The organism is Paenibacillus sp. J22P15, assembly GCF_056269345.1.
Genome location: NZ_JBWDNT010000001.1, coordinates 284146 through 310363, shown reverse-complemented (window position 1 = coordinate 310363; position 26218 = coordinate 284146). Strand labels below are relative to the sequence as shown.

Here is a 26218-nt window from a genome sequence, read left to right as displayed (position 1 = left end):
CATGAACCACCTCTATTCATCCACAAGCCATGTGCGAAGAAGATTAACAAATTCATCTGGTTTTCGTTTGGCAAGTGTTTCAAGATTTTTCCGAGCCTGACTTTCGTTGTTGACACTTTCCAAATCAAGAGTTGGATATTCCACTTTAGCTGGAGCAGCCAATTCTATTTCTTCCTGTTCAACCTTCTTGCGTTTACGTGCAAGCATAAACACCAAACCGCCAATAATAGCAAGTGCAGCTACACCAATTCCAATGATCCAAGGCATCGATAAGCCGTTAGCTTGATTATCCGAACTGCTTCCTGAGAATGTTCTAGCAATAAGAGCAACTTTTTTCTCTATTAATTCGTCATTGGTTACATCTTGACCAGAATCTGCTAGTTGTGCACGCACTAATGCAGTCAAATATGTCATAATGGCGCTTCTACTTGCTTCATCATTCATTTGTGACTGTTCAATGCCGACACTAATAGCAAGGTCTTTTAAAACAAAAGGTCCAGATACGATATTATTGTTTATCCGAGTAACATCATAGTTTCGAATTTGCGAGTTCGATTCTGAAGAATTGCTGTCTGCCGTTGCATTATACCCCGGAACATCCGTTTCTCCAGTTCCTGCAACTCCGCCAGTCTCATTTGAGTTACCAGTAGAAGTACTGCTATTAATCTGCTCACTAATAATAATGCCATTATTATTGTTATTGTCTAACGGCTTCACAACAGATTCTTGAGATGTCTTCTTGTCGAAGTTCATACTGCTCGAAACTTGAACGACTAAATTATCAGGCCCTACGATCGTTCCTAGAAACTGCTGAATATTTTTCTTAAGCTCTGCCTCATATTTCCGTTGAATGTCGAATTGGGAATCTACAGCAGTCGAATTAGCTACTTCTCCATTAACTTCTGTATAGGCCAGTTCGCCTTGAGGACTAGAGATCGTAATATCTTTAATCGCTAAATTAGGTACTGCAGTTTTCACAAGGTTGTAATAGCCGTCAATTTCTTTCTGACTTGGACGATACCCTGATACAAACTTCAACATGATAGATGCTGATGCTTGTTCAGCGTCCTCAGGTGAAAGAAATACACTCTCTTTTGGCAAATTAACCAAAACCTTCGAGTTGTCCACGCCTTGCATCGCATTAAACAACTGCTGAATTTCACCATTCAAAGCATTTAAATACTTTACATTGAACTCATTCTCAGTTGTTCCAAATAGACTGGAGCTTGCATTAAAAGCTTCAAATCCGATCGATCCGTTTTGAACTAAGCCTTGAGAACCAACATCCACTTTTATTCGCGCTGCGTCAGTACTAGGTACGGAAATGCTTTTTCCATTGTTACTGAGCTTATATGGAATTCCGCTTCCATCTAAGTAAGTCATAATAGCAGCCGCGTCAGTTGTATCCAACCCTTGAAATGCTAATTCATATTCCGTTCTTGTAAATACAATCGTTAATAAAATAATTGCTAACAACAGCCCGCTAATTGACGCCCCCAACCAAATTTTTTGTTTTCTGCCCGTTTGGCTCCATAATTGTGTTAGCCTGCTACGAAACTGGGCGAATCTCTCTTTCACATTTTCACCTCACCCAAATACTATGCTCAGTCATGATCACGGTTAAATTTGCATCCGCATCATTTCTTGATATGCCTCGACCATTTTGTTGCGGACTTGTGAGGTAAGCTGCAAACTCAGTTGCGCTTGCTCAGAAGCAATTAGAACCTTGGTAACATCAACCTGTCCCAATAAGTATTTGTCGTTAAGCTTATGAACGTTCTGTTCTTGATTACTAACATTATCAATTGCCGTTTGCAGAAATTGACCAAACGTTTGTGTCAATTGTGCCGGAGTCGCTTCTTGAACCGATTTAGTTTCAACCAGTTTAGGCGGCTGTACTGCATTTAGCGCCAGCGATTGTATCATCAATATTCCCCCAATGCTTCACTTGATGTTGACTTGCGATTACTTACCTATTTCTAGGGCCTTAACGAACATGGACTTGGTAGCATTTAATGCGGTTACGTTAGCTTCATAAGAACGCGATGCTGCAATCATATCCACCATTTCCTTCGTGACATCAACATTTGGCATATTTACATAGCCATTTGCGTCAGCATCAGGATGCGTTGGATTGTAAATGAGCTTGTTTGGAGAATCATCCTCTTTTATTCCCGTAACTTTAACGCCTTGAGCAACTGAATTCCCATTCATTTGCTTAGAGAGCATGCTTGAGAAAGACTGAGACTGCTGCAATGGTTCAATTACAACCATCTTTCTTTTGTAGGGCTGAAATTGTCCATTTACAAAACTGCCCCGCGTCGTTTCTGCATTTGCTATATTAGAAGAAATAACATCCATCCGCAGCCGTTGTGCTGTTAGAGCCGAAGCACTAATATTAAACCCCGTGGACATTTTCATCATCAAGCTCTCCCTTCAATCGCTGTGCGCATCATTCTTACTTCATGATTAACCTGCTGAACATAAAAATTGTAGTTCAGTTGGTTCTTGGCTAGTAAAGACATTTCAAGATCGATATCAACATTATTTTCATTGTTGTTCATCGAAGTTGATTCATCGGTAACAAGTTTGGGTATTGGTATATTAGAAGCAGATGTTCCAGTAGCATAATTCAATTGATCCATTTGCTTGCCGATCATTTGTACTTGCTTATTTCCCATAGCTTCCTCTAATAAAGCCTCAAACAAAACCTCAGACCGTTTAAAGTGCGGAGTATCAACGTTTGCCACATTATTAGCAATGACGCGTTGACGCATTTCAGCTGCTTGAAGCGCACCTTCCATTCTTCCAAATGAAGATCCATTCAACAGATTCACGTAATTTTCACCACTTTCACATAGGAGATCATCTTTTACGTATTCAACAGAAAAATGCTCATTCCTTCTTCATTCGACAGCAAAATTAAAAAAATGAGATAGATGTGTCGAATTTTGCCGACATGATAATATTCAACAATTCCCTAATTTATTACAATAAGAAAAAAGCCCTATCTTTAAAATCAGATAGGGCCTAAATGGTCAAAATGTCCTATATTTAGTTCTTGATCTTATCCAATTCCTGCAGTAATTGGTGATTTAATATTTTAATGTATGTGCCTTTCATCCCTAAAGACCTTGTTTCAATAACACCAGCGCTCTCTAATTTTCTTAAGGCGTTCACAATTACAGATCTGGTAATGCCTACTCGATCTGCGATTTTTGATGCGACAAGCAGTCCTTCCTTGCCATCAAGCTCCTCGAAAATATGCTCTACTGCCTCTAATTCACTAAAAGACAAAGAACCGATCGCAACTGCAACGACAGCACGGCTGCGAACTTCCTGCTCAATTTCATCCGCACGCTCACGCAATATTTCCATTCCTACAATCGTTGAACCATATTCAGCCAAAATGAGATCATCATCATCGAAAGCGCCCGACAAACGGGTCAACACTAACGTCCCAAGACGATCTCCTCCTCCAATAATCGGTACAACAGTCATAATTTCCTGATCACCTAACCGAGGAAAAGTTTCATAGATTCCCGTATCAGGTTTCACATTTGTCATGGATTCCTGCATATCAAGAAAGCGAACGTTGCTATCTTGCGGGAAGCGGAGCTCTTCAACTGATAATGTTCGCATAAAATCATGATCAAACGCATCTACAGCCGAGCAGCCTAATATTTTTCCTTTGCGGCTGACGACAAACACATTGGTTTGAATCGTTGTGCACAGCACCTCTGCCATTTCCCTAAAGCTAAGTGCTTTACCTGCTGCACGCTGCAGCAATCGGTTCAGCGTTCTAGTCTTTGTTAGTAAAGTCATTCTAATGCCTCCCAAAACTCATAACAACTACAATATATATTGACTCAAATCACGATTTTGCGCAATGCTTCCTAACTTTTCTCGCACGTATTCCGGTGTGATTGTCATTTTTTCGAGCGATAGCTCAGGTGCTTCAAAGGATAGATCCTCAAGCAGCTTTTCCAAAATCGTATGCAAGCGGCGTGCACCAATATTTTCAGTATTACGATTTACGTCAGCTGCTATGGACGCCAGCTCACGAATAGCTTCATCCGAAAATTCGATCTGAATTCCTTCGGTCTCAAGCAGCGCAGAATACTGCTTCGTCAAAGCATTTTTCGGTTCTTTCAAAATGCTGACGAAATCCTCCAGACTAAGACTAGTCAGCTCTACCCGAATCGGAAAACGTCCTTGAAGCTCTGGGATCAAATCCGAAGGTTTGGCAACATGAAACGCGCCTGCGGCAATAAACAAGACGTAGTCCGTTTTCACTGGACCATATTTTGTCATTACTGTAGAGCCTTCTACGATAGGTAGAATATCACGTTGAACGCCTTCTCTGGATACATCCGGGCCTGAACCTCGTGAAGGGCTGGCAATCTTATCAATCTCATCTATGAAAATAATGCCGGATTGCTCCGCCCTTGTAATCGATTCTGTGATAACATCATCCATGTCTATTATTTTATTAGCTTCCTCTTGGGTCAGAACCTTGCGTGCTTCCTTCACAGGAAGCTTGCGCTTCTTCGGCTTCTTCGGCATCAATTGCCCGAACAACTCCTGCATATTCATACCCATGCCTTCTGGTCCTTGACCTGACAGCATATCCATCATGTTAGGTGAGGAATCCTCAACTTCTATCTCGATGATTTCATTCTCGAGCTTGCCAGCAGCCAGCTGCTCTTTAATTTGTGACCGTTTTTGATAGAGTGCATTCTCTACTTCCGGCTCTTCCTTCTGCTCCTCTGACGGTTGTTGATTGCCAAATAACATTTCAAAAGGGTTTTTTTGCGATTTTGGTTTTGCTGCGGACGGCGCAAGCAAAGATACAATTCGATCGTTGGCAAGCTTCTCCGCTCTGTCTTTAACTTTTTCAGTTTTCTCTGTTTTAACCATTCGAATAGCCGTTTCCACTAGATCACGGACCATGGATTCTACATCACGGCCTACGTAACCAACCTCAGTAAACTTCGTCGCTTCCAGCTTTACGAATGGCGCTTTGACGAGCTTCGCAAGACGCCGTGCAATTTCCGTTTTACCTACTCCGGTAGGTCCGATCATCAAAATATTTTTCGGAACGATTTCATCGCGCAGCGTTTCATCGAGCAAACTTCTCCGGTAACGATTGCGAAGCGCAATTGCTACTGAGCGCTTTGCAGGCTTTTGTCCAACGATATACTTATCAAGCTCCGCTACGATCTGACGTGGCGTCAGTGCATCATTTCCCATTATAAAATCCCTCCGAATTCTATTCTTCGCTTTGACTTTCCGAAGTTTGGCCCTCTATCCAAAACCGTGTTATTCGATTTATACGATCTCTTCAACAATAATATTATGATTTGTGAACACGCAAATTTCTGCAGCTATTTCTAACGAAGCACGTGCCATATCTTTCGCTTCCATCTGAGGTGCATGACGTTGAAGCGCTCTTGCAGCTGATAAGGCGAAGCTGCCGCCTGAACCTATCGCTAGAATCCCGTCATCCGGCTCTATAATCTCTCCATTACCTGAAATAAGCAGCAAGCCTGTTTTGTCCATTACGAGCATCATCGCTTCCAATCTGCGCAGTACTCGGTCTGAGCGCCATTCCTTAGCAAGCTCAACAGCAGAGCGCTGCAAGTTGCCGTGATGCTCCTCCAGCTTAGCCTCGAACTTCTCGAACAAAGTAATGGCATCTGCAACCGATCCTGCAAAACCTGCGACAACTTGACCGCGGTATAGTCTTCTTACTTTTTTCGCAGAGTTTTTCATGACCATGCTATTCCCAAAAGTGACCTGACCATCTCCGGCAATTGCACCTTTTCCTTCATGACGAACTGCGCAAATCGTAGTTGCGTGAAATTGCATTTCCATTGCTTTGCCTCCTCAAGGTTCAAAATAATAAATTAAGTGCCATGCTTTCAATACGAAACATTATTGCATATGTTCCTTTTTAAATTGCTCAATACCTTCGAGAGCACGATTAGCAATCATTTCATTCTTCTCTTTTTTGCTTTTCATTCTCTTCTCAAGCGGCGGGAATAATCCAAAATTTGCATTCATCGGCTGGAAATGCTTGAAATCCGCAGTAGTAATATAGTTCGCCATACTGCCAAGCGTAGTATCCACCGGCAATGTCACCGGCTCAAGACCACGAGCGAGCCTAGCTGCGTTAATACCAGCTATTAGACCAGATGCAGCGGATTCCACGTAACCTTCAACACCAGTCATTTGACCCGCAAAGAACAATGTCTCACGGTTATTTAGCTGGTAGGTTGGTTTAAGCAGACGCGGTGAATTGATGAACGTATTGCGATGCATAACACCGAAACGTACAAACTCAGCATTTTCCAGACCAGGTATTAATGAAAACACGCGTTTTTGCTCTCCCCACTTCAGGTGAGTTTGGAAGCCAACCAAATTATATAACGTACCTGCAGCATTATCTTGACGAAGCTGGATTACAGCATGCGGCAGCTTGCCTGTATGCGGATTAATAAGTCCAACAGGCTTCATCGGTCCAAACAATACCGTTTGTTTGCCTCTGCTCGCCATGACCTCAATCGGCATACAGCCTTCAAAGTATACTTCTTTCTCAAAATCCTTTACTTCTGCTTTCTCAGCCGTCGTTAACGCTTCATGGAAAACTTCAAACTCTTCCTCTGTCATCGGACAGTTCAAGTAGGCAGCTTCTCCTTTATCATATCGGGATGCTAAATAAACCTTGCTCATATCGATGGAATCTTTTTCGACGATTGGAGCTGCAGCATCAAAGAAATAAAAATATTCTTCACCAAGCAGTTCTTGAATTTGAGAAGATAGGCTTGGTGCCGTCAGCGGACCTGTTGCAATAACAACAATTCCGTCTTTAGGGATTTCAGTTACTTCTTCATTGCGAACTTCTACAAGCGGATGCTCATGTAGTCTACGAGTGACTTCTCCTGAGAAACCATCACGGTCAACCGCTAGTGCTCCGCCTGCCGGTACAGCATGCTGATCCGCGCAGCTCAAAATTAGTGAATCAAACTGACGCATTTCTTCCTTTAGAACGCCTACGGCATTAGCAAGACCGTTAGCACGTAGACTGTTGCTGCAGACAAGCTCTGCAAATTGATTCGTATGGTGAGCCGGTGTTTTGGTGACCGGACGCATTTCGTATAGAACGACAGGTACTCCTTGTGATGCGATTTGCCATGCAGCCTCGCTGCCTGCTAGACCTGCTCCAATGACGGTTACTTTTTGTGGTTGTGACAAAATAAATTCAATCCTTTCAAATATAGTTCACCCAGGTTGCCCTCGAGGGTTTCTACCTTGCCTTCAAAGGTTTTTATTGTAAATTAACAATTTTGAAACTTCAAAAAATTCCAAACCTTTTGAGGCAAATGATGCCTTTAACAATTTAACTTTATAACTTCTTCCCTTCAAACTTTTCGAACCCACCCAAACCCTCCCTTCCAAGGGAGGGCCCCAAGGACTGCGTCCTCTGGACTCCTGCAACTGGACTAACGTAGGCTACCCTCAGACGGTTGTGAGCTTATTTTAGCTTAGGATCGCTTTCGTCCCGGGGGGACACGCTTTCAGTTTGTGCACTCGTTTATACATTAGTACCTGTAGTACCTTTAAGACCATCAAGCCCTATAGAACCATTGATAAAATTGTATGTTACTACAACAGCTTAATAGCCCGATTAACAACGGTGTCCTCCCTTTGTGAAGGGAGGACGGGTAATGCGGTTGTCATTCGGTTCTTTAACTGTGTAGCTATCTATGATTAGTGAGAACAAGCATGCTTAATCTAGATCAGTGCCTTGCTCGTCTTCGTCCAAAACTTCTTCGGAATAGTCGCAAGTTGGGCAGAGCAGCTTTGCTCCGCTGCGATTACGCTTCTCCACTAGCTTGGAATCCTCACACTGCGGACATGGTTTATTCGTCGGTTTGTCCCAAGAAACATAATCACAGCCGGGATATTGATCGCAGCCATAAAATATACGTCCTTTTTTACTCCGACGCTCGATGATTTTACCTTCTGCGCATTTCGGACAAGTCACTCCAATATCTTTGACAATCGGTTTCGTATTGCGGCAATCCGGGAAGCCGGAGCACGCTAGAAATTTACCGAAACGTCCCATCTTGTACACTAAGTGGCGTCCACACTTCTCACAAAGCTCATCAGACACTTCATCTTGTATTTCAATTTCTTTCATTTCATCTTCGGCAACTTCTAATCTTTTCTCAAAGGATTCGTAAAAATTCGCAAGTACCTTTACCCAATCCTCAGTTCCCTCTTCCACATGGTCAAGGTTGCCTTCCATGTTGGCCGTAAACTCAGCGTCAAGAATTTCAGGGAAAAATTCCTCCATAAGCTGAATAACAAGATCGCCCAGCTCAGTCGGCATAAACTTTTTCTCTTCCATAGCAATGTAGCCGCGCTTTTGAATGGTCTCTAGTGTAGGTGCATATGTACTTGGACGTCCTATACCGAGCTCTTCAAGCGTCTTTACCAAACGTGCCTCCGTGAAACGCGGCGGCGGCTGAGTGAAATGCTGTTTTGGATCAATAGATTCGGATTGAATCACATCTCCTGCAGCCAGCGGCGGCAAAAACTTATGCTCTTCTACCGTACCATCATCATTGCCTTCCACATATACCTTCATAAAGCCTGCAAATTTTATTTTAGAACCCGTAGCTCTAAAAATCGTTTCGCCTGCCTGCAAGTCTACCGTCATCGTATCAAGCACCGCTGACTGCATCTGACTGGATACGAAGCGTTCCCATATGAGCTTATACAATCGCAATTGATCACGACTGCAAAACGGTTTCATCGATTCGGGGTCCCTTAAAGTGGACGTTGGACGAATCGCTTCATGCGCATCTTGAGCGTTGCTATTTTTCTTAGAATAGATACGCGGTTGTTCAGGCACGAAAGCAGCGCCATACTTTTCCGTAATGAATTCCTTCGCTTCTTCTTGTGCCACAGGGGATATCCGTGTGGAATCCGTTCTCATATAAGTAATCAAACCGACGGTTCCTTCTTTTCCAAGCTCAACACCCTCATACAGCTGCTGTGCGACTGACATCGTCTTAGAAGCGCGGAAACCTAGCTTCCTTGCCGCTTCCTGCTGCAGTGAGCTTGTTATGAAGGGCGGCGCTGGATTGCGCAGGCGCTCCTTCTCTCTCACGTCAGAGACGGTAAGCTTACTACCATTCATTGCTTGAAGTACTTCCTGCACTTCCGCTTCCTTACCTAGCTCGCGTTTTTCCCCATTAATGGAATGGTATTTCGCATCGAATGGAATGCCTGCATGCGTAAGTTTCGCGGTAATGGACCAGTATTCCTCAGGATTGAATGCGTCAATTTCATTCTCACGATCGATAATAAGCTTAACAGCAACCGATTGAACCCTGCCGGCAGATAAGCCTTTTTTCACTTTTTTCCACAGAAGCGGACTAATCTTGTAACCAACCAATCGATCCAAAATCCGTCTCGCCTGCTGTGCATTCACTAGATCCATATTAATTTTGCGCGGTGTCTTAAACGCATCCTTAACGGCCTGTTTCGTTATCTCATTAAATACAACACGGCAAGTATCGGTCTCATCGAGCTCCAAATAGTGCGCCAAATGCCATGCAATCGCTTCACCTTCGCGATCCGGATCGGCTGCTAGAAAGACATGTTTCACTTTTTTGCTGGCATCCTTTAATTCCTTGAGGATGCTGCCTTTACCGCGTATGGTTATGTATTTAGGATTAAAATCATTTTCCACTTCGACGCCGATCTGGCTTTTGGGCAAATCGCGAATATGTCCCATTGAAGCTTTAACGATATATTTACTGCCAAGATATTTACCAATCGTTTTGGCTTTTGCGGGTGATTCGACGATAACTAAAGAATCTGCCATGTAAGGCGCCTCCTCTCTCTATTGCAACTATAAAGCAATATATATTGATCCGGGCTGCAATTCAATTTTGCGTTTTATACATAAATTTAGCAGAAGTGCGTTCAAATGTCCAAACGGAATGGCTGAGAGCTCGTGCAGCTCATTGATTGACAATGGCTGATCTCTCAAGAAAGCAATTAACTTACTCTCTTCAGACGTTAGCTCAACACTGCTTGTTTCCGGTTTTAATTTGTTCGTGTGATCTGCATCCTTATAAGCTTTAAGTGCTGCCGGCAGCCAATTCAGCTCATCGATAATATCCTTAACGCTGCTAATGAGCTTTGCTTCACAGCGCTTGATGAGTTCATTTGGCCCTTCGCTCTTAGGCGATGAGTTTGGACCAGGGATTGCAAATAACTCCCTAGACATGTCCATTGCATGCTGCGCCGTAATGAGAGAACCGCTTTTTGAAGCCCCCTCTACAACTACCGTACCAACAGATAAAGCAGCTATAATACGATTGCGCTGTGGAAATTGCCCTGGGTGCAGCGGCGTACCGATTGGTGTCTCAGAGACGAGCAAGCCATGTTCAGCAATTTTGTGAAATAAGGATAAATTTTCTGACGGATAACATTTATCAATTGGCGTGGGCAGAACTGCAATCGTCCCTCCCGCTCCGTATAGAGCTGCTTCATGAGCTTTACTATCGACACCTCTTGCCAAACCGCTGACTACTGTTAAGCCAGCAGAGGATAGTTCCTGAGCTAGTGTAGTCGCAGACTGTCTGCCATATGCTGTCGGCACTCTAGTGCCTACCACCGCAATTGCGGGCCGCTGCAGCAATTCTAATCGACCTCTAGCATACAAGACCCAAGGCGGCTGTGCAATTTCTCTTAAAATTTTCGGATATTCGGAGTCATAGGGCGTTAGTGCAATTGCATTAACCGCTGCTATCGCTTCAGATGGATCATCTGTCAAAATCCACGGCCGCTCAGCATAACGCTCTGCCGCCGCCTTCGCTTGACCTCGATGAAGTCCTATAGCAAGTAAATCTTCTATACTCCATGATCGTTTATTCCAAAATTGATGTTGAACGGCCTTCTGAATAGCATGCCATCCAATACCAGGAATTTCGTGAAAAGCAATTACCATTTGTCTACGAATATCTTGATTTTTCGTCATTTTATCCAAGCCCCTTCTTGTTTAGGGCTGGCCTACATACTTATCTATTGTGCGGTACATAGCATAAGATTGCAAGTCAGCCGATAAAATAATGGCAATCGGTAAAAAAAAAGCAACCTTTCAACTCCCGTTTTCGGGTCGTTGAAAGGTTGCTTACCTTAGATCAAACTATTTATTTGCGTGTGATACATTTTTCAAGCAGGCCTTGCTCTTCAAGAACAGTTACAAGTGTCGAACCCATTTCTGATGGTGTTGGAGCTACTTTAATGCCGCAAGCTTCAAGTGTTGCGATTTTTTCAGCAGCTGTTCCTTTACCGCCAGAAATGATTGCGCCTGCATGTCCCATCCGTTTGCCCGGAGGCGCCGTTGCGCCGCCGATAAAGCCGACAACTGGTTTTTTCATGTTCGCTTTAATCCACTCAGCAGCTTCTTCTTCTGCCGTACCGCCGATTTCACCAATCATGATTACCGCATAGGTATCTGGATCTTCATTGAAAAGATTCAAGATATCAATAAACTCGGAACCTTTAACTGGGTCTCCGCCGATTCCAACTGCAGATGATTGACCAATGCCGCGAGTCGTCAATTGATGAACCGCTTCATAAGTCAAAGTTCCTGAGCGAGAAATAACGCCAACATGTCCAGCTGTATGAATGTAACCAGGCATAATACCGATTTTGCACTCATCTGGTGTAATAACGCCAGGACAGTTTGGTCCGATTAGAACGGTTTTGCTGCCGTCCATGTAACGTTTTACTTTTACCATGTCAAGCACGGGAATGCCTTCTGTAATACAGATAACAAGATCAAGCTCAGCGTCGACAGCTTCCATAATTGCATCTGCAGCAAATGCAGGTGGAACATAGATAACTGAAGCGTTAGCGCCAGTAGCAGCTTTAGCTTGAGCTACTGTGTTGAAAACAGGCAATGATACGAGCGTGCCGTTATCAAGTGTAATATCAACGTTCGTGCCGCCCTTGCCAGGTGTTACGCCGCCAACCATTTGCGTACCGTATTCCAATCCGCCTTTGGTATGGAACAAGCCAGTTGCGCCAGTAATACCTTGGGTAATGACTTTTGTATCTTTATTAACCAAAATGCTCACTCTTAACTCACATCCCCTGAATGAATTCGTATGCGGCCTATGCCACACAGCAAGTTATCTTATTTCACGAGAGCGACAATCTTCTGCGCGCCGTCCGCCATGGAATCCGCAGCCACGATGTTCAATCCCGATTCTTTCAAAATAGTTTTGCCGAGGTCTACGTTTGTACCTTCTAGACGAACAACGAGCGGACGGTCAAGACCGACTTGCTTCGCTGCTTCGACAACGCCATTTGCAATTACGTCACAACGCATAATGCCTCCGAAAATGTTAACGAAAATACCTTTAACCTTTTCATCAGACAAAATGATTTTGAACGCTTCAGTAACCTTCTCAGCTGTAGCACCGCCCCCTACGTCTAGGAAGTTGGCAGGGTCTCCGCCGTAATATTTGATAATATCCATTGTCGCCATCGCTAGGCCTGCACCGTTAACCAAACAACCGATGTTGCCGTCTAGAGCGATGTAGCTAAGGTCGTATTTGGACGCTTCGATTTCCTTTGCGTCTTCTTCTTCCAAGTCGCGCAGCTCAACGATATCTTTGTGACGATAAAGAGCGTTTGAGTCAAAGTTCAGCTTAGCATCAAGAGCAATAACTTGTCCGTCGCCAGTAATGACTAACGGGTTAATTTCTGCAATAGATGCGTCTTTCTCTACAAAAGCTGTGTAGAGCGAGATCATGAATTTAACTGCTTTGTTAACGAGCTCATTAGGAATGTTGATTGCATAAGCTAGTTTGCGTGCTTGGAAAGCTTGCAAGCCAACAGCTGGATCAACGATCTCTTTGATAATTTTCTCCGGGGAGTGCTCAGCAACTTCTTCGATCTCAGTGCCGCCCTCTTCCGAAGCCATCATAACGACTCGACCTGTACCACGGTCCAATACTACGCCGATATAATATTCTTTTTTAATGTCACAGCCTTCTTCGATCAGAAGACGTTTAACTTCCTTGCCTTCTGGACCTGTTTGATGTGTTACGAGCACTTTGCCTAAAATCTCACTAGCATAAGCGCGCACCTCATCAAGATTTTTTGCTACTTTAACTCCGCCCGCTTTACCGCGGCCGCCAGCGTGAATTTGTGCCTTCACGACAACAACCTTTGTTCCGAGCGATTTAGCCGCTTCAACAGCTTCGTCTACAGTGAAGGCTACTTTACCTTCAGGTACGACGACACCATACTGTTTAAGGACCGCTTTCCCTTGATATTCATGGATATTCATTGTTGAAATCCTCCATTTCACAGACTGAAATCAGTCATATGTACACAAACCTCTATTATTGTAGCACCTTTCCCCAACAGTTACCTTACTTTCACACATAATTAATACGTCCTTTTTGATATGGGTTTAATCTCAATTTGAGATTAAAGGGTGAGAACCTGCTTGAATGCTCGTTTCTTGAGCATAAGAACCACGCCATCTAGTATGACCCAATCTCGAAATCCATACCCGCAGATTTTTAAATATTGACAAGTTGAACATAACTAAATTATGATATTTGCAAATTCATAACGATGGAACGGAATCGAAAGGAAGCACCTTCATTCACACATATGGGGGTGCTTTTTGTCATGTTTAGTTTAATTCAGAGTGCAAGCGTGTACGGAGTTGATGGAAAGGGCATCTCGGTTGAGGTCGATATTTCAAGTGGACTACCTCAAATCAGCATCGTCGGCCTCCCTGATCCGGCTGTCCGTGAATCAGTCGAGCGAGTGAGAGCAGCTCTAAAAAACAGTGGATTTACTTTTCCAATGGACAGAATTACTGTTAATCTGGCTCCCGCCGACTTGCGAAAAGAAGGCACTTCCTTTGATCTGGCCATAGCAGCGGGCATCTTGACAGCAAGCGGCCAAATTAGCGCGGTCCCCTTCGAGGACACACTGCTACTCGGGGAACTATCTCTGAACGGCAATGTCCGACCAGTTGCAGGTGTATTAGCGATGATTGAACAAGCGAAGCGACTCGGTTTTAAGCGTGTCCTGCTTCCGATTGACAGTGTGAAGGAAGCTATTTGGATCTCTGATATGGAGTTATTTGCATTAAGTCACTTAAACGAGCTGGATTTGCTCAAAAAAAAGCAAACCAATTGGGAACATATCCGCGTCGATCCAGTTAAGAACCCTTCTTTTTGCGAAAGCCAATACAAAGCTTACATGGATAAGCAGGATGAAATAGGCGATTACGGTGATGTCATCGGACAGCATCAAGCTAAACGCGCTATGCTAATTGCAGCAGCCGGCAAACATAATATTTTGCTTAGCGGGCCTCCTGGCACTGGTAAAACCATGATGATTCGTCGACTACCGGGGATATTGCCCTTATTGAATGAACAGGAAGCACTCGAGGTTACGAAAATATACAGTGTGGCCGGCAAGCTGCTTGATAGCTCGCACGGTCTTATTACACATCCGCCCTTCCGTTCTCCGCACCATACGATTTCAACCGGCGGACTGATCGGAGGCGGCTCGATTCCGAAGCCTGGAGAGGTGACCCTAGCCCATCGCGGTATTCTCTTTCTAGATGAACTGCCCGAATTTCCAAGGCAAGTGCTCGAAGTAATGCGGCAGCCGCTTGAGGACCGTATTGTTACGATATCCCGCTCCAAGGCCGTATTCCAGTTTCCTGCAAATATTATGCTGGCAGCATCTTTCAATCCGTGTCCTTGCGGTTACTATGGACATGAATACGGCGATAAACGCTGCGCATGCAGTGCTACCATTATAAGTAGGTATCGATCGAAAATTTCTGGTCCTTTGCTTGATCGAATTGATTTGCAGCTTGAAGTGCCTCGTCCGATTTCTCTCGATCACGCTTTATCAGGCCCTACACTTAATACGGCTCAAATGAGAGAAATGGTGCTAGGTGCACAAGCTTTTCAGTTAGAGCGCACCAGCCAACAAGGATATAAACATCATACTGGACAATCCGGCTCAGCCCTTCGGAGAGCAGTGAATATTATGCCAGACGCTATCAGCCTGCTGGAAAATGCGTTTGAAGCGCTTGGAATCAGCTTGCGAGCATACGATCGTATGCTGAAGCTTGCTCGTACCATTGCCGATCTTGAAGCGAGCGATACAGTCGAAGCTGTTCATATTGCTGAAGCTATTCAATTCCGAGGACTGGACAAACAGCTTCCTTAATCGAAAAAAGGCTTTCTCTATGGATTCATAGTCCAAGAGAAAGCCAATCATATGAATTAATTCTAAAATGCTCCCTCATAATGCTTGTATTCCGTGACTTTGTCGTCTGCTCGATTCATCGTTACAGCAACAACATCAAAACGAATAGATGCATCTGATTTCCCGATACTGCGCAAATAAACCTGAGCGATACCTCTTACCTTTTGCTGCTTTCGATAATCGACGGATTCAGCAGCTGTGCCGAATCTGCCTCCTGCTTTTCGCGTACGCACCTCTACAAAAACAAGCCTCCCTGACTTCTCAGCTATAATATCAATTTCACCATATCGGCAGCGCCAATTTCGTGCAACGATGGAATAATTCGACTTCACTAGATACTCGCAAGCCGCTTCTTCACCAAGTTCACCAGTTAGCTTCCTATTATCTCGTTTCTTTTGTCCATTCCCAGTGCCCTCGGCCTCACTCATCTACCAAATCCCTCGCTTTTCGGTCAGAACGATAGACGAAACTTAAAATTTCTGCGACCAGCTTATACAGTTCATTCGGAATTGCTTGATCGATATCAAGCTTGGAGAGCACTTCCACTAGCGAGGAATCCTCTTGAACAGGAATACCGTTCTCCTTTGCTTTCTCGAGTATAAGATCCGCCAAATCGCCTTTACCTTTAGCAATCATTACCGGAGCTGATCGCTCGCCTGGCTCGTATTTTAAAGCAACTGCCTTCCTGACCTTCGTTTGCGGTGATTTGTTTTCCTGTTCACCATTGCTCATATGCGATAATCGACTCCTTTATAGCGATTCGAAGAAAAGGCGTTTAAATCAGCAGGCTGTTGGCTTTTAACTGCCTTCGCCCCCTCTTCTTGCTTTACTTCTCCAGCTTTAGGCAATGGAGTTGTACGTAGTGAGAGCAATTGATACCCCGCTTGCTGAATGCTGCTTACAATTTCAGAACGAGATGACTCCGCTAAAGCCGACATGGCAGGATGGTCATTCCACAAATTTAAGCTGACGATTTTGTCCACGACATTAACATCAACCATGGTGTCACCAAGCGTATTCATAGACAGATTAAACAGAAGTCTGCAGTTGGAAGAGTCAAGTTCTCCTTTGCGGCTGCGTCTCGTTTGAATATGAACCGATGCGGTTTGTTTTCCTTCTTCACTGTTTAAAGGTATAAACATCGTAACATGTGTCAGCATCGAGTTATTTCGTTCAGGCGAAAGTAAAAGCTGCTGTCCTGTTATTTGCTGAACGAGCTGCTGTGCAGTCTCTTTAATGCCTGGCGGTGTATTTTCGGAGGAAACAAGCGCGAGTAGCGCGCTTTTCAATGATTCCTGCTGAGCTGGAGGAGAAGAGTCCGGCAACGGAAGGTTATCACCGACTGTTGCCAGAGCAGCTAATACTGCTCTTTCAACGATCAGCTTATTATCCGGAAGCTGCTGTGATTGGCCTGTTGGAATGGTTCCCGGTGCCGTCGCCCCAGAATCCGCTGAGACAGACTGAGACGCCGGAGCATGTTGACTCGTTAGTGTATCAGCTGCCAATGCTTTAGCTAGTTGGAGCTCATGATCCACACCCATCCATTTCAACATTTGACCAAGCCAATTGGGCTGACTTGCTGATGCTTTTCCCGCTTGAGGATTGACTGGATCAGCCGTGTCCTCCTCCGCAGCGGGCACTATAACTGCATGATCTTGCTGCAAATTCGTATTCGCTATTTGTGCATTCTGCTTCATAGCTGTGGACCATTCTTTAGCCGCGGCTTCCCCATCGCGAGGTGTCTCGAGCAATGCTGTCGCATTTCGAAGCAGCTCCATGCCTTCGGAAAGAAGAGATTGTACACGTGCAGCCGCTTGCGCTGCAGCCTTCGATTCGACTCCAGCACCTTCAACCGAATCGTTTAAAAACGAAGTAAGCTGCTGCTGCAGCGTTTCAAGCAGCTCATGCGTGCTGCGTCCGGACATAAGCTGCTGCATCGCGCCAATGGTTGCAGCTGTCATAGGCAAGCCTCTTTTAAACGTTGCAGACGCCGCTTGCATCCACTGCTCTGCGTCTCCACCTGGCGGCATTGCAGATGCAGCCTGTTGAAAAGCTTGTGCGACCTCTTTGTTTAAACTAATGCCTTCTTTCCTCAAATCCATTACTTGCTGGGCCGCCCACTTCTTATCCGGCAGTGCAAGCTGCTTAGCCCAATCCTCGAGCGTGTTCTCAGGCAGTCCCGTTTGCCCCGACTCGACTTGTTTAAACAGGACTAGAGCACCGTTAGATTCTGGCTTTACCTTCAGCATAGCCGTTTGCCCCGCCTGAAGAGGAATCTCCAGCTTCGCCCGCACCTGTACACCATTAATTTGAATGAGTGCTTCGTTATTTTCCATAACCTGCATAACGATGCCTCGAACGGTTTGTCCAACCTTAAGCTCCAATGCCCGCGTATCCGCACTGGAGGCTTCCCCCAAGAAGCTCCGCATCATTTGACTAATATTCATTTATTTATCCGCCTCCACCGCTCCAGCGCCATTCTAAACGTTTTGCTTTATACCCATGCTCGTACGATTTCATGAACCTATAACCTTATATCGGTCATCAAGACCGAAGCTTGAAGCGATTCATTCCAAATAACAGGCTTAAAGCAAAAATAACGCCCGATCATCACACAAGGCATTCTATGCCTAGTACAATCAATCGAGCGTTATATAGCTCTTGCTGAAAGGAGTAGTTTAGAAGAGAAGCAATTGCTCCTCTGTAAATAAGTTGCCAAGAAACGACTTGCGATGCATTGGGCTTGGCCCATTCTCAAGCAATCGCTCGCGATGCAGCTTCGTCGCGTAACCTTTGTGTATTGCAATCCCATAAGCAGGATACTCCTGCTCCCACTCCGTCATGCAGAGCCGATCACGCGTCACCTTAGCAACGATAGAAGCTGCTGCTATGGATTGACTCGTAGCATCCCCTTTTATGATCGATAATTGCGGCAGAGAGACATCCACCTTCTCTGCATCGATAAGCAAATAATCGGATGGTACTTGCAAGGATTCCACTGCAATTTTCATTGCAAGCCTAGATGCCTGCTTAATATTGATCCGATCAATGGTTTCCGCATCAACACGAGCAGCTGACCACGCCACACATTCCTGCAAAATAACATCATACAGTTGGTCACGTTTTTTCTCGGAAAGCTTCTTGGAGTCGTTCACTCCCTCGATCACTAGCCCAGGCGGTAAAATAACAGCTGCTGCAACGACGTCACCGAACATACAGCCTCGGCCTACCTCATCCACACCAGCAATTGCTTTGTATCCCTCTTGCCATAACGACTGTTCATATTGCAGCACGTTACGTTCCCCCGTTTCACATCAATAAGGCGGAGCCTCAAGCGTGATTCTTCCCAGCTTACCTGAGCGTAAATCACGTAAAATAATACCCGATGTCTTCTCTAAATCGACGCGTCCACCGCTTACTAAGCAGCCTCTTTTCCGTCCGATATCTTCCATCACGCGTACGATCTCATCCGAATCAGAAGTGTCCTTTGGAGGCGTATCCAGTTCATAACGTTCTTTCATATTGGGCCAGTAGCGATCCACTAGCTCACGCATCGCAAAAAACGCAATATCGTCCACGTTCAAAATTTGCTCTCTGATTGCACCTGTCATTGCAAGTCTATAACCGACAAGCTCATCCTCAAATTTTGGCCACAATATCCCTGGCGTATCGAGTAATTCCATCTCTGTTCCAACCTTAATCCATTGCTGTCCCTTTGTGACGCCAGGGCGATCCCCGGTTAACGCAATAGCGCGTCCGGCCAGCTTATTGATAAGCGTGGATTTGCCGACATTCGGTATACCTACAATTAGTCCGCGAATTGCACGCGGATTTATGCCTTTGGAAATTTGGCGAGCGATTTTCTCATGCAAAATTTGTTTCGCCTTAAGAGGAACCTCATTTACTTTGGTTCCTGTTGATGAATCAATTGCGATCGATTCATGGCCCTCATTGCGGAAATAAGCCATCCATTGCTCTGTCGTCTTTGGGTCGGCTAAATCGGATTTGTTTAATACGATCAGCCGTGGCTTCCCGTTCAAAATTTCCTCAATCATCGGATTACGACTCGAAAGCGGAACCCTTGCATCCAATAGTTCGATGGCAAGATCGATTAATTTAAGCTTGTCTTGTATTTGCCGTTTCGCCCGGGTCATATGACCTGGAAACCATTGAATGGTCATTTACTCACCTCATTTAGTCCAGTGCTTAATAAACTCTAGTTTGTCCAGCGGCCAAAAAATAATATCAGCGCGGCCAACAACCTCTTTATCCGATACGAATCCGATAACGCGGCTATCTGTGCTATCACTGCGATTATCGCCTAGCGCAAAAATCGTGTCCTCTGGAACTGTTATTTCAGACACATCGGAATTTACACCTTTTTCATTATACAGTCTGCCTTCAGCATGAGCCGCCTCAATAGCTTCTTTTAAATAAGGCTCATCAATCTTCTTATCATTAATATAGAGGTCATCGCCTTCGAGTCTAATTTTATCACCCGGTACGCCAATCACTCGTTTTATAAATTTCCGGCCTTGCTCAGGGACATCAAACACGACGACCTCACCAAATTTCGGCTCGCGTATTGTATATAAAATCTTATTTACTATTAGACGTTCGCCTGTCTCGAAATTAGGCTGCATGGAAGGTCCGTCGACGATGAATGGTGAAAACAAAAATTGACGAATGAGAAATACGAGAACGACCGCTATAACTAGCGCTTTGATCCATTCTACGATTTCCTTATAGGTTCCGCCCTGTTTTCCTGAGCCGGATGCATGGGCTGTTGCACGGTTTGGTATAGTTTGCTGAATATCCGCATCACTCTGCGTATTGTTCAATTCTTGATCATTGCCATTGTCCAGCCCGTCATTTCGCTGCTGTGAGTCCACTCAATCCGCCTTCTTTCCATATGCTGTGATATGTAAATGACCTTTGAGAAAAAACGAAAAGGAGCTTGTTTGCGCAAGCCCCTCTTGTCGTTTGTTCTTAACGAATTTCTTTAATACGAGCAGCTTTTCCGCGAAGACTACGTAGGTAGTACAATTTCGCGCGACGTACTTTACCACGGCGAGCCACTTCGATTTTTTCGATTTTAGGCGAGTTAAGCGGGAAAGTTCTTTCCACACCAACACCGTAGGAAATTTTACGCACTGTAAAAGTTTCGCTGATACCACCGCCGCGACGTTTAATTACAACGCCTTCGAACAATTGGATACGCTCACGAGTTCCCTCGATAACTTTTACATGAACTTTTAGCGTGTCACCAGGACGAAAGTTCGGTAGACCTTGGCGCAGGTTTTCTTGCGCAATTGTTTGCAAAAGATTCATTTGATTCACTCCTTCCACCATAGACGTTCTTATAAGCTCACCGAATTCCTCTGAACCGGCTCATCGCTGATAGCGGACCGTCCGACTTTACGAACAACACTAGAAATTTTACCACATACAGCCCAATAATACAACATGATTTTTTATTCATAAATCATGTATACTAAATGATGACAAACACCGACATGAAGAGGTGACAATATTGCTCACTCAAAAAAAATGTTTATCTACTAAAATCAAAGGGGGAATCACTGCTGTACTGCTCATTGTTTTAACTATTTCATCACCTTTACAAACCTCTGCTGAATCCTTATCTTTTAAAGATACGAAGGGTCACTGGGCTAGCTCCTATATTTCTTGGGCTATAGAACACAATTTAACTAAAGGTTATGGGGATGGCTCCTTTAAGCCAAATAAGCTAGTTAATGAATCAGAATTTATTGCTATGCTCCTTAGAGCATACCAGTTAGTAACAGAATCACCATCGAGCACGAATGATTGGACCAAGCCCTATTATAATTATGCAAATAGTCTTGGCTGGCCAATTAGCTCATTGCCGCACAATATCGAATTCCGACGTGGACAAGCTGCTATTCTACTCGCTTCAGCCGCTAATGGCAAAGCATTCACGGAACAAGGAGCAATTCAGTGGCTGCTTGATGAGAAGATATCAAATGGACGAACATCTGCAACTGTTAGCGGCTTCATTCCTGATGGAAAGCTAACACGAGCGGAGGCACTTACCTTCTTATATAACCTCAAGCTTCACTCCACAACTCTATCAGAAGCAAAAATTATAAAAAAAGTTGATACGCTTAGTAACATCGCTCTTAATGATACGCTCCAGAAGCTTCAACAATCATTAGGCAAACCTTCTCGTATCGATCCAAGTGAGTATGGCTTCACGTGGCATATTTATAATAGCAGTTATAACAATTACATGATGTTTGGCATCCAAAATGAACGTGTCGTCGCACTATTCTCTAATGCTGGTAAGAGCTGGCACATCAAGTCAGGCGTAAAAGTCGGCCAACCGATTGCAACTGCCAAGAAGCTGATTGGCAATGCTATTAATGCTGAAGCCAAAGACGACTACTATGCATACCTTTCAAAAAACGTACATACGGTTCTCTTCATAGACAGACTGGACGGAAATAATATTACTGGTGTTATGCAAATGGATAACACGGTGTCCAAGCCCAAGACTATTAATTCAACTGATACTTCTAAGCTGGAAGCTGCCTTTGAGCAGCAGTTGTTTGAACTTACGAATGCCGAACGCGCTATCCGGGGAATTCCAATCTTGCAATGGGACAAGCTCGCAGCTGCCTCAGCGCACGGTCACAGCAATGATATGAGTACTCGTCAGTTTTTTGATCATACCAATCCTGACGGCTCTTCTCCATTCGATCGCATGAAAGCAATAGGCGTCAAATACCATAATGCAGCGGAAAACATAGCAGCCGGATACACAAACAGCATTTATGCTCACTATGGCTGGGTCAATTCCAAAACAGGACATCGGGAAGCGCTGCTCAACAGCAAGCTTGAACGTCTTGGTACAGGTGTTGCTTTTGGCGGGAACTATAACATTTATTATACCCAAAATTTTTACACGCCATAATCGATCTCTTCTATATAATAAAAGCCGCAACGAATTTCGTTGCGGCTTTATTATATAGGTTCAAGCTATTTACCCGTCTTCTGAGGCTCCTGCTTCAGCTGAGCAGCTATCCACTTGCGTTCCTTGTCCGTAAGCGGAGCACTCCTTAGCAGGTCAGGACGGCGCTGCAGCGTCCGCAGAAGCGATTGCTCGCGGCGCCATACTTCTATGTTTGCATGATGTCCAGATATAAGAACATCCGGAACGTCCCAGCCGCGAAATGAAGCCGGACGTGTATAATGTGGATGCTCAAGCAAACCAGTGCTATATGAATCCGTAACAGCCGACGTTTCATTGCCTAATACGCCAGGAAGCAGTCTAACGACGCTATCTATGAGCACCATCGCAGGTATCTCTCCGCCAGTAAGAACATAGTCGCCGATCGATAGCTCGTCCGTTACTAGATGCTCGCGTATACGCTCGTCATACCCCTCATAGTGTCCGCAAATAAGAACAAGATGCTGTTCCTTGGCAAGCTCTTCCGCCTTCTTCTGCGTAAACTGTGCGCCCTGCGGGCATAAAAGGATTACACGCGGCTTTATATTTTCATCCAGCTTTAGATCCTCAACCGCAGCAAATACCGGATCAGGCTTTAAAACCATACCGCCCCCGCCGCCATAGGGATAATCATCAACCGTATTATGCTTATTGCCAGAATAAGCACGAAAGTTGATTGCCTGCGGAGATACGATCCCCTTTTCTTTCGCTTTTCCTAGAATACTCGAATTAAACACACCGTCGAACATTTCTGGAAACAGCGTCAGCACATCTATTTTCATCGGTTAAATCAATCCTTCCATCAAATGGACCGTCACGATTTTCTCTTTTGTGTCGACGTTTATTAAGACATCATCGATAACAGGCAAAAGCAGCTGTTTCCCTGAGCCTTTCGGACGATCTACAACCCACACATCATTCGCCCCTGGACTCAATATTTCTGAAATAGTGCCCAGCTCCTCGCCTTCCTCTGAAACAACGCGGCAGCCGATAATTTCATGGTAATAGTATTCGCCTTCTTCAAGCTCAAGCTGCTGATCAGAAGAAATCTTAAGCACCCAGCCTTTATATTTCTCAACCACGTTAATGTCAGTGAAGCCTTCCAGCTTCAGTATGTATACGTTTTTGTTCGCGCGGGAGCTGATAACCTTTACATCCAACGAAGCGCCGCTTTCTTCATTCACCATAAGCAGCTTGTTTCCGGGTGCAAATCTAACATCAGCAAAATCCGTTTGCGAAAGGATTTTCAATTCTCCTCGAATACCGTGTGTATTAACTATCTTTCCGACAGTAAACCATTTATCGTTCATTACAACCAGCCCTTCATTTGTGTATACCCTTATTATACATGCAAAAACGGCTTCGTTCCATGTTGAAGAACGAAGCCGTTTGATTAAGTGAAATACCTCGAAATGCACACATTGAAAAGAAGGCTAGGAAATTCATCCTAACCTTCTTCACAAACGAACATCATGACATAATGTCGACGATGACACGCTTTTGCGATTTCACGGAAGCAGAAGTCACTACCGTGCGAATCGCTTTCGCTATGCGTCCCTGTTTACCGATGATTTTACCGATATCCTCGGGGTGAACCGAAAGCTCGTATATCGTGCCACGGTCATCATCCTTCACATTGATTTGCACCTGATCAGGATGATCAACCAATGCCTTCGCTATGACAAGAATCAATTCTTTCATCTCAAGGCCCTCCGCTGTTCAACAGTTATTTCTGTTGCTTAAGCTCATGGAACTTTTTAAGAACACCAGCTTTGGAAAGCAAGTCACGAACTGTATCAGAAGCTTGCGCTCCAGTTTGCAACCATTTTAGCGCTTTCTCTTCATCAATCTTAACTTGAGCCGGTTGTGCAACCGGGTTATAAGTACCGATTTCTTCGATAAAACGACCATCACGCGGCGAACGGGAATCCGATACTACTACGCGGTAGAAAGGAGCTTTGTGAGCACCAATTCTTTTCAAACGAATACGTACTGCCATGAAAATTCACCTCCTTCAAAGAGTAAACAACGATTAAAACGGGAACTTCATATTTTTGCCGAGCATACCTTTAAGGCCTTTTTTGCCGCCTTTTGGCCCTTTCGGCCCCATCATCGATGAGAATTGTTTCATCATTTTTTTCATGTCGTCAAACTGCTTTATGAGGCGGTTAACCTCCACGATCGTCGTGCCGCTACCAGCAGCTACACGCTTGCGACGACTGTGATTAAGCAGCTCGGGCTTTTGCTTCTCCTCTTTCGTCATGGAGCGGACAATAGCTTCGACGCGGCCGATTTGCTTCTCATCGACCTTCATATCCTTCATGCCCTTCATCTTGTTCATGCCGGGCAGCATATCCATAATTTGATCAAGCGGTCCGAGATTGCGAACCTGCTCCATCTGCTCAAGGAAATCGTCGAACGTAAACTCTGCAGTGCGCATTTTACGTTCCATTTCCTTCGCTTTATCCGCATCGATATTCGACTGTGCTTTCTCGATCAGAGATAGCATGTCGCCCATGCCGAGAATCCGTGAAGCCATACGCTCAGGATGGAACGGCTCTAAGGAGTCGATCTTCTCACCCATTGCTGCGAATTTAATCGGACATCCTGTAACTGCTTTAACCGAAAGCGCCGCGCCACCGCGAGTATCGCCATCCAGCTTAGTCAGTACAACACCCGTTAAAGCGAGCTGCTCATGGAAGCTCTTCGCAACGTTTACAGCATCTTGTCCTGTCATTGCATCTACAACGAGAAGGACTTCATCCGGCTTCGTAACCTGATGAATTTGCTTAAGCTCTTCCATCAGTTCTTCGTCGATATGTAAACGACCGGCGGTGTCAATGATGACATAGTCATTGCCGTTCTCTTTGGCATGCTGTAGTCCAGCACGCGCAATTTCTACAGGTGAAGTTTTATCACCAAGTGAGAAGACCGGCGCATTGATTTGTTCACCAAGCACTTGAAGCTGCTTAATTGCAGCTGGACGATAAATATCGCAAGCGATTAGAAGCGGCTTATTGTTGCTCTTCTGAAGCAGCTTTGCCAGCTTGCCAGTGGTTGTCGTCTTACCTGCACCCTGCAAGCCCGCCATCATAATGACTGTCGGAGGCTTATTAGCTTTTACCAGCTTGCTCTGTGTGCCGCCCATCAGCTCGGTCAGCTCTTTATTTACGATATCGATGACGACCATGCCGGGCGTGAAGCTCTTGGATACATCCAAACCGATAGCCCGTTCCTTCACTTTCGCAATAAAGTCCTTCACGACTTTAAAGTTAACGTCTGCCTCTAGAAGCGCCAAACGCACCTCACGCATTGCTTCGCTAACATCATCCTCGGAAACCTTGCCTTTGCCCCTCAGCTTGCTGAACACATTCTGAAGCCGACTCGATAAGCTCTCAAATGCTGCCATGTACCGTCACCTCCACTCTTCATGTATTATTCGGCTAAATTAAGCTGTGCTATAACACTCATGAGCGCCTGCCTGTCCTGCTCGGCAATGGAAAGTCCATTAACGCTGTCCACAAGTTGCACGGTTATTTGTAGAAGTGATTCATGTCTGATAAGCAAGCCTAACTTGCTTTCATAACTCTCAAGCACCTGTTCGGCTCGCTTGATGTGTTCGTATACCGCTTGTCTGCTAATACCGAACTCGCTGGCAATCTCCCCAAGGGAGAAATCGTCGTGAAAATAATATTTGAGAAACGTCCGCTGCTTCTCGGTCAAGAGCGGCTCGTAAAAGTCGAATAACAAGTTTATTCGGGTTGTTTTGGATAAGGCATCTGGTTCATTTGCTTTCATCCCCTCAGCCCCTCCAGTTATTAAGCCTATGCTGCCGACAAGGTAAATACCTTTACACCAGCAACGTCTTTTATAATACATGAC

Annotated in this window: 27 protein-coding genes; 2 read left to right on the top strand and 25 right to left on the bottom strand. The window is 44.8% G+C overall.

The window, feature by feature from the left end; translation table 11 throughout:
- Positions 1 to 12: 12 nt before the first annotated feature.
- The 12 genes from fliF to sucC form a co-directional block, all read right to left on the bottom strand.
- On the bottom strand, positions 13 to 1578 hold the full coding sequence (gene fliF, locus AC0YN6_RS01470; protein WP_475744579.1) for a flagellar basal-body MS-ring/collar protein FliF: 1566 nt from the start codon (positions 1576 to 1578) through the stop codon (positions 13 to 15).
- 42 nt (positions 1579 to 1620) lie between these two features.
- Entirely contained in the window at positions 1621 to 1926 is a 306-nt protein-coding gene (gene fliE, locus AC0YN6_RS01465; protein WP_475744578.1) for a flagellar hook-basal body complex protein FliE, read from the bottom strand.
- A gap of 39 nt (positions 1927 to 1965) precedes the next feature.
- Positions 1966 to 2421 carry a flagellar basal body rod protein FlgC gene (gene flgC, locus AC0YN6_RS01460; RefSeq protein WP_475745501.1) on the bottom strand — a complete coding sequence of 152 codons (456 nt, stop codon included), beginning with the start codon at positions 2419 to 2421 and terminating at the stop codon, positions 1966 to 1968.
- A gap of 2 nt (positions 2422 to 2423) precedes the next feature.
- A complete protein-coding gene (gene flgB, locus AC0YN6_RS01455; RefSeq protein ID WP_475744577.1) occupies positions 2424 to 2837 on the bottom strand; it encodes a flagellar basal body rod protein FlgB in 414 nt (137 codons plus the stop codon).
- Positions 2838 to 3054: 217 nt separating this feature from the next.
- The gene (gene codY, locus AC0YN6_RS01450) at positions 3055 to 3825 is read right to left on the bottom strand and encodes a GTP-sensing pleiotropic transcriptional regulator CodY (RefSeq protein WP_475744576.1); all 771 of its coding nucleotides are present in this window, start codon (positions 3823 to 3825) and stop codon (positions 3055 to 3057) included.
- Positions 3826 to 3852: 27 nt separating this feature from the next.
- On the bottom strand, positions 3853 to 5253 hold the full coding sequence (gene hslU / locus AC0YN6_RS01445; protein ID WP_475744575.1) for an ATP-dependent protease ATPase subunit HslU: 1401 nt from the start codon (positions 5251 to 5253) through the stop codon (positions 3853 to 3855).
- Between the two features lie 78 nt (positions 5254 to 5331).
- Positions 5332 to 5877 (bottom strand): ATP-dependent protease subunit HslV, encoded by a 546-nt coding sequence (gene hslV / locus AC0YN6_RS01440; protein WP_475744573.1) that lies wholly within the window; start codon positions 5875 to 5877, stop codon positions 5332 to 5334.
- Between the two features lie 60 nt (positions 5878 to 5937).
- On the bottom strand, positions 5938 to 7257 hold the full coding sequence (gene trmFO / locus AC0YN6_RS01435; RefSeq protein ID WP_475744572.1) for an FADH(2)-oxidizing methylenetetrahydrofolate--tRNA-(uracil(54)-C(5))-methyltransferase TrmFO: 1320 nt from the start codon (positions 7255 to 7257) through the stop codon (positions 5938 to 5940).
- A 535-nt stretch (positions 7258 to 7792) separates the two neighbouring features.
- Entirely contained in the window at positions 7793 to 9901 is a 2109-nt protein-coding gene (topA, locus tag AC0YN6_RS01430; protein WP_475744571.1) for a type I DNA topoisomerase, read from the bottom strand.
- A gap of 27 nt (positions 9902 to 9928) precedes the next feature.
- Positions 9929 to 11062 carry a DNA-processing protein DprA gene (gene dprA, locus AC0YN6_RS01425; RefSeq protein WP_475744570.1) on the bottom strand — a complete coding sequence of 378 codons (1134 nt, stop codon included), beginning with the start codon at positions 11060 to 11062 and terminating at the stop codon, positions 9929 to 9931.
- Between the two features lie 172 nt (positions 11063 to 11234).
- Positions 11235 to 12167, bottom strand: a complete 933-nt coding sequence (sucD, locus tag AC0YN6_RS01420; RefSeq protein WP_475744568.1) for a succinate--CoA ligase subunit alpha — start codon at positions 12165 to 12167, stop codon at positions 11235 to 11237.
- 59 nt (positions 12168 to 12226) lie between these two features.
- Positions 12227 to 13387: an ADP-forming succinate--CoA ligase subunit beta gene (gene sucC, locus AC0YN6_RS01415; RefSeq protein WP_475744566.1), complete on the bottom strand. Its 1161-nt coding sequence runs from the start codon at positions 13385 to 13387 to the stop codon at positions 12227 to 12229.
- Between the two features lie 350 nt (positions 13388 to 13737).
- Between sucC and AC0YN6_RS01410 the strand changes: the two genes are divergently transcribed.
- Complete coding sequence (locus AC0YN6_RS01410; protein WP_475744564.1) at positions 13738 to 15306, top strand: YifB family Mg chelatase-like AAA ATPase; 1569 nt, start codon at positions 13738 to 13740, stop codon at positions 15304 to 15306.
- Positions 15307 to 15368: 62 nt separating this feature from the next.
- Here the strand turns inward: AC0YN6_RS01410 and AC0YN6_RS01405 are convergent, their stop codons facing one another.
- The 7 genes from AC0YN6_RS01405 to rplS form a co-directional block, all read right to left on the bottom strand.
- Complete coding sequence (locus tag AC0YN6_RS01405) at positions 15369 to 15773, bottom strand: YraN family protein (RefSeq protein ID WP_475744563.1); 405 nt, start codon at positions 15771 to 15773, stop codon at positions 15369 to 15371.
- Positions 15766 to 16077, bottom strand: coding sequence for an EscU/YscU/HrcU family type III secretion system export apparatus switch protein (locus AC0YN6_RS01400; RefSeq protein ID WP_475744562.1), 312 nt, complete (start codon positions 16075 to 16077; stop codon positions 15766 to 15768). Before AC0YN6_RS01400 ends, AC0YN6_RS01405 begins: the two co-directional genes overlap by 8 nt.
- Complete coding sequence (locus AC0YN6_RS01395) at positions 16074 to 17792, bottom strand: hypothetical protein (RefSeq protein WP_475744561.1); 1719 nt, start codon at positions 17790 to 17792, stop codon at positions 16074 to 16076. The genes AC0YN6_RS01400 and AC0YN6_RS01395 overlap by 4 nt, the downstream gene beginning before the upstream one ends.
- A 231-nt stretch (positions 17793 to 18023) precedes the next feature.
- Entirely contained in the window at positions 18024 to 18638 is a 615-nt protein-coding gene (locus tag AC0YN6_RS01390) for a ribonuclease HII (RefSeq protein WP_475744559.1), read from the bottom strand.
- Positions 18639 to 18659: 21 nt separating this feature from the next.
- Positions 18660 to 19526, bottom strand: a complete 867-nt coding sequence (gene ylqF, locus AC0YN6_RS01385) for a ribosome biogenesis GTPase YlqF (protein WP_475744558.1) — start codon at positions 19524 to 19526, stop codon at positions 18660 to 18662.
- 9 nt (positions 19527 to 19535) lie between these two features.
- Complete coding sequence (lepB, locus tag AC0YN6_RS01380; RefSeq protein WP_475745500.1) at positions 19536 to 20147, bottom strand: signal peptidase I; 612 nt, start codon at positions 20145 to 20147, stop codon at positions 19536 to 19538.
- Positions 20148 to 20334: 187 nt separating this feature from the next.
- A complete protein-coding gene (rplS, locus tag AC0YN6_RS01375) occupies positions 20335 to 20676 on the bottom strand; it encodes a 50S ribosomal protein L19 (RefSeq protein WP_053375699.1) in 342 nt (113 codons plus the stop codon).
- Positions 20677 to 20878: 202 nt separating this feature from the next.
- Here rplS and AC0YN6_RS01370 point away from each other — a divergent pair, with 202 nt between their 5' ends.
- Entirely contained in the window at positions 20879 to 22300 is a 1422-nt protein-coding gene (locus AC0YN6_RS01370) for a CAP-associated domain-containing protein (protein WP_475744557.1), read from the top strand.
- Between the two features lie 65 nt (positions 22301 to 22365).
- Here the strand turns inward: AC0YN6_RS01370 and trmD are convergent, their stop codons facing one another.
- The 6 genes from trmD to ylxM form a co-directional block, all read right to left on the bottom strand.
- The gene (gene trmD / locus AC0YN6_RS01365; RefSeq protein ID WP_475744555.1) at positions 22366 to 23118 is read right to left on the bottom strand and encodes a tRNA (guanosine(37)-N1)-methyltransferase TrmD; all 753 of its coding nucleotides are present in this window, start codon (positions 23116 to 23118) and stop codon (positions 22366 to 22368) included.
- Between the two features lie 3 nt (positions 23119 to 23121).
- A complete protein-coding gene (gene rimM, locus AC0YN6_RS01360) occupies positions 23122 to 23646 on the bottom strand; it encodes a ribosome maturation factor RimM (protein ID WP_475744553.1) in 525 nt (174 codons plus the stop codon).
- Positions 23647 to 23806: 160 nt separating this feature from the next.
- Positions 23807 to 24037 carry a KH domain-containing protein gene (locus tag AC0YN6_RS01355; RefSeq protein WP_076335265.1) on the bottom strand — a complete coding sequence of 77 codons (231 nt, stop codon included), beginning with the start codon at positions 24035 to 24037 and terminating at the stop codon, positions 23807 to 23809.
- Positions 24038 to 24062: 25 nt separating this feature from the next.
- Positions 24063 to 24335, bottom strand: a complete 273-nt coding sequence (rpsP, locus tag AC0YN6_RS01350; RefSeq protein WP_053375694.1) for a 30S ribosomal protein S16 — start codon at positions 24333 to 24335, stop codon at positions 24063 to 24065.
- Positions 24336 to 24368: 33 nt separating this feature from the next.
- Complete coding sequence (ffh, locus tag AC0YN6_RS01345; protein ID WP_475744552.1) at positions 24369 to 25745, bottom strand: signal recognition particle protein; 1377 nt, start codon at positions 25743 to 25745, stop codon at positions 24369 to 24371.
- A gap of 26 nt (positions 25746 to 25771) precedes the next feature.
- On the bottom strand, positions 25772 to 26134 hold the full coding sequence (ylxM, locus tag AC0YN6_RS01340) for a YlxM family DNA-binding protein (RefSeq protein WP_475744551.1): 363 nt from the start codon (positions 26132 to 26134) through the stop codon (positions 25772 to 25774).
- Positions 26135 to 26218 lie beyond the last annotated feature (84 nt).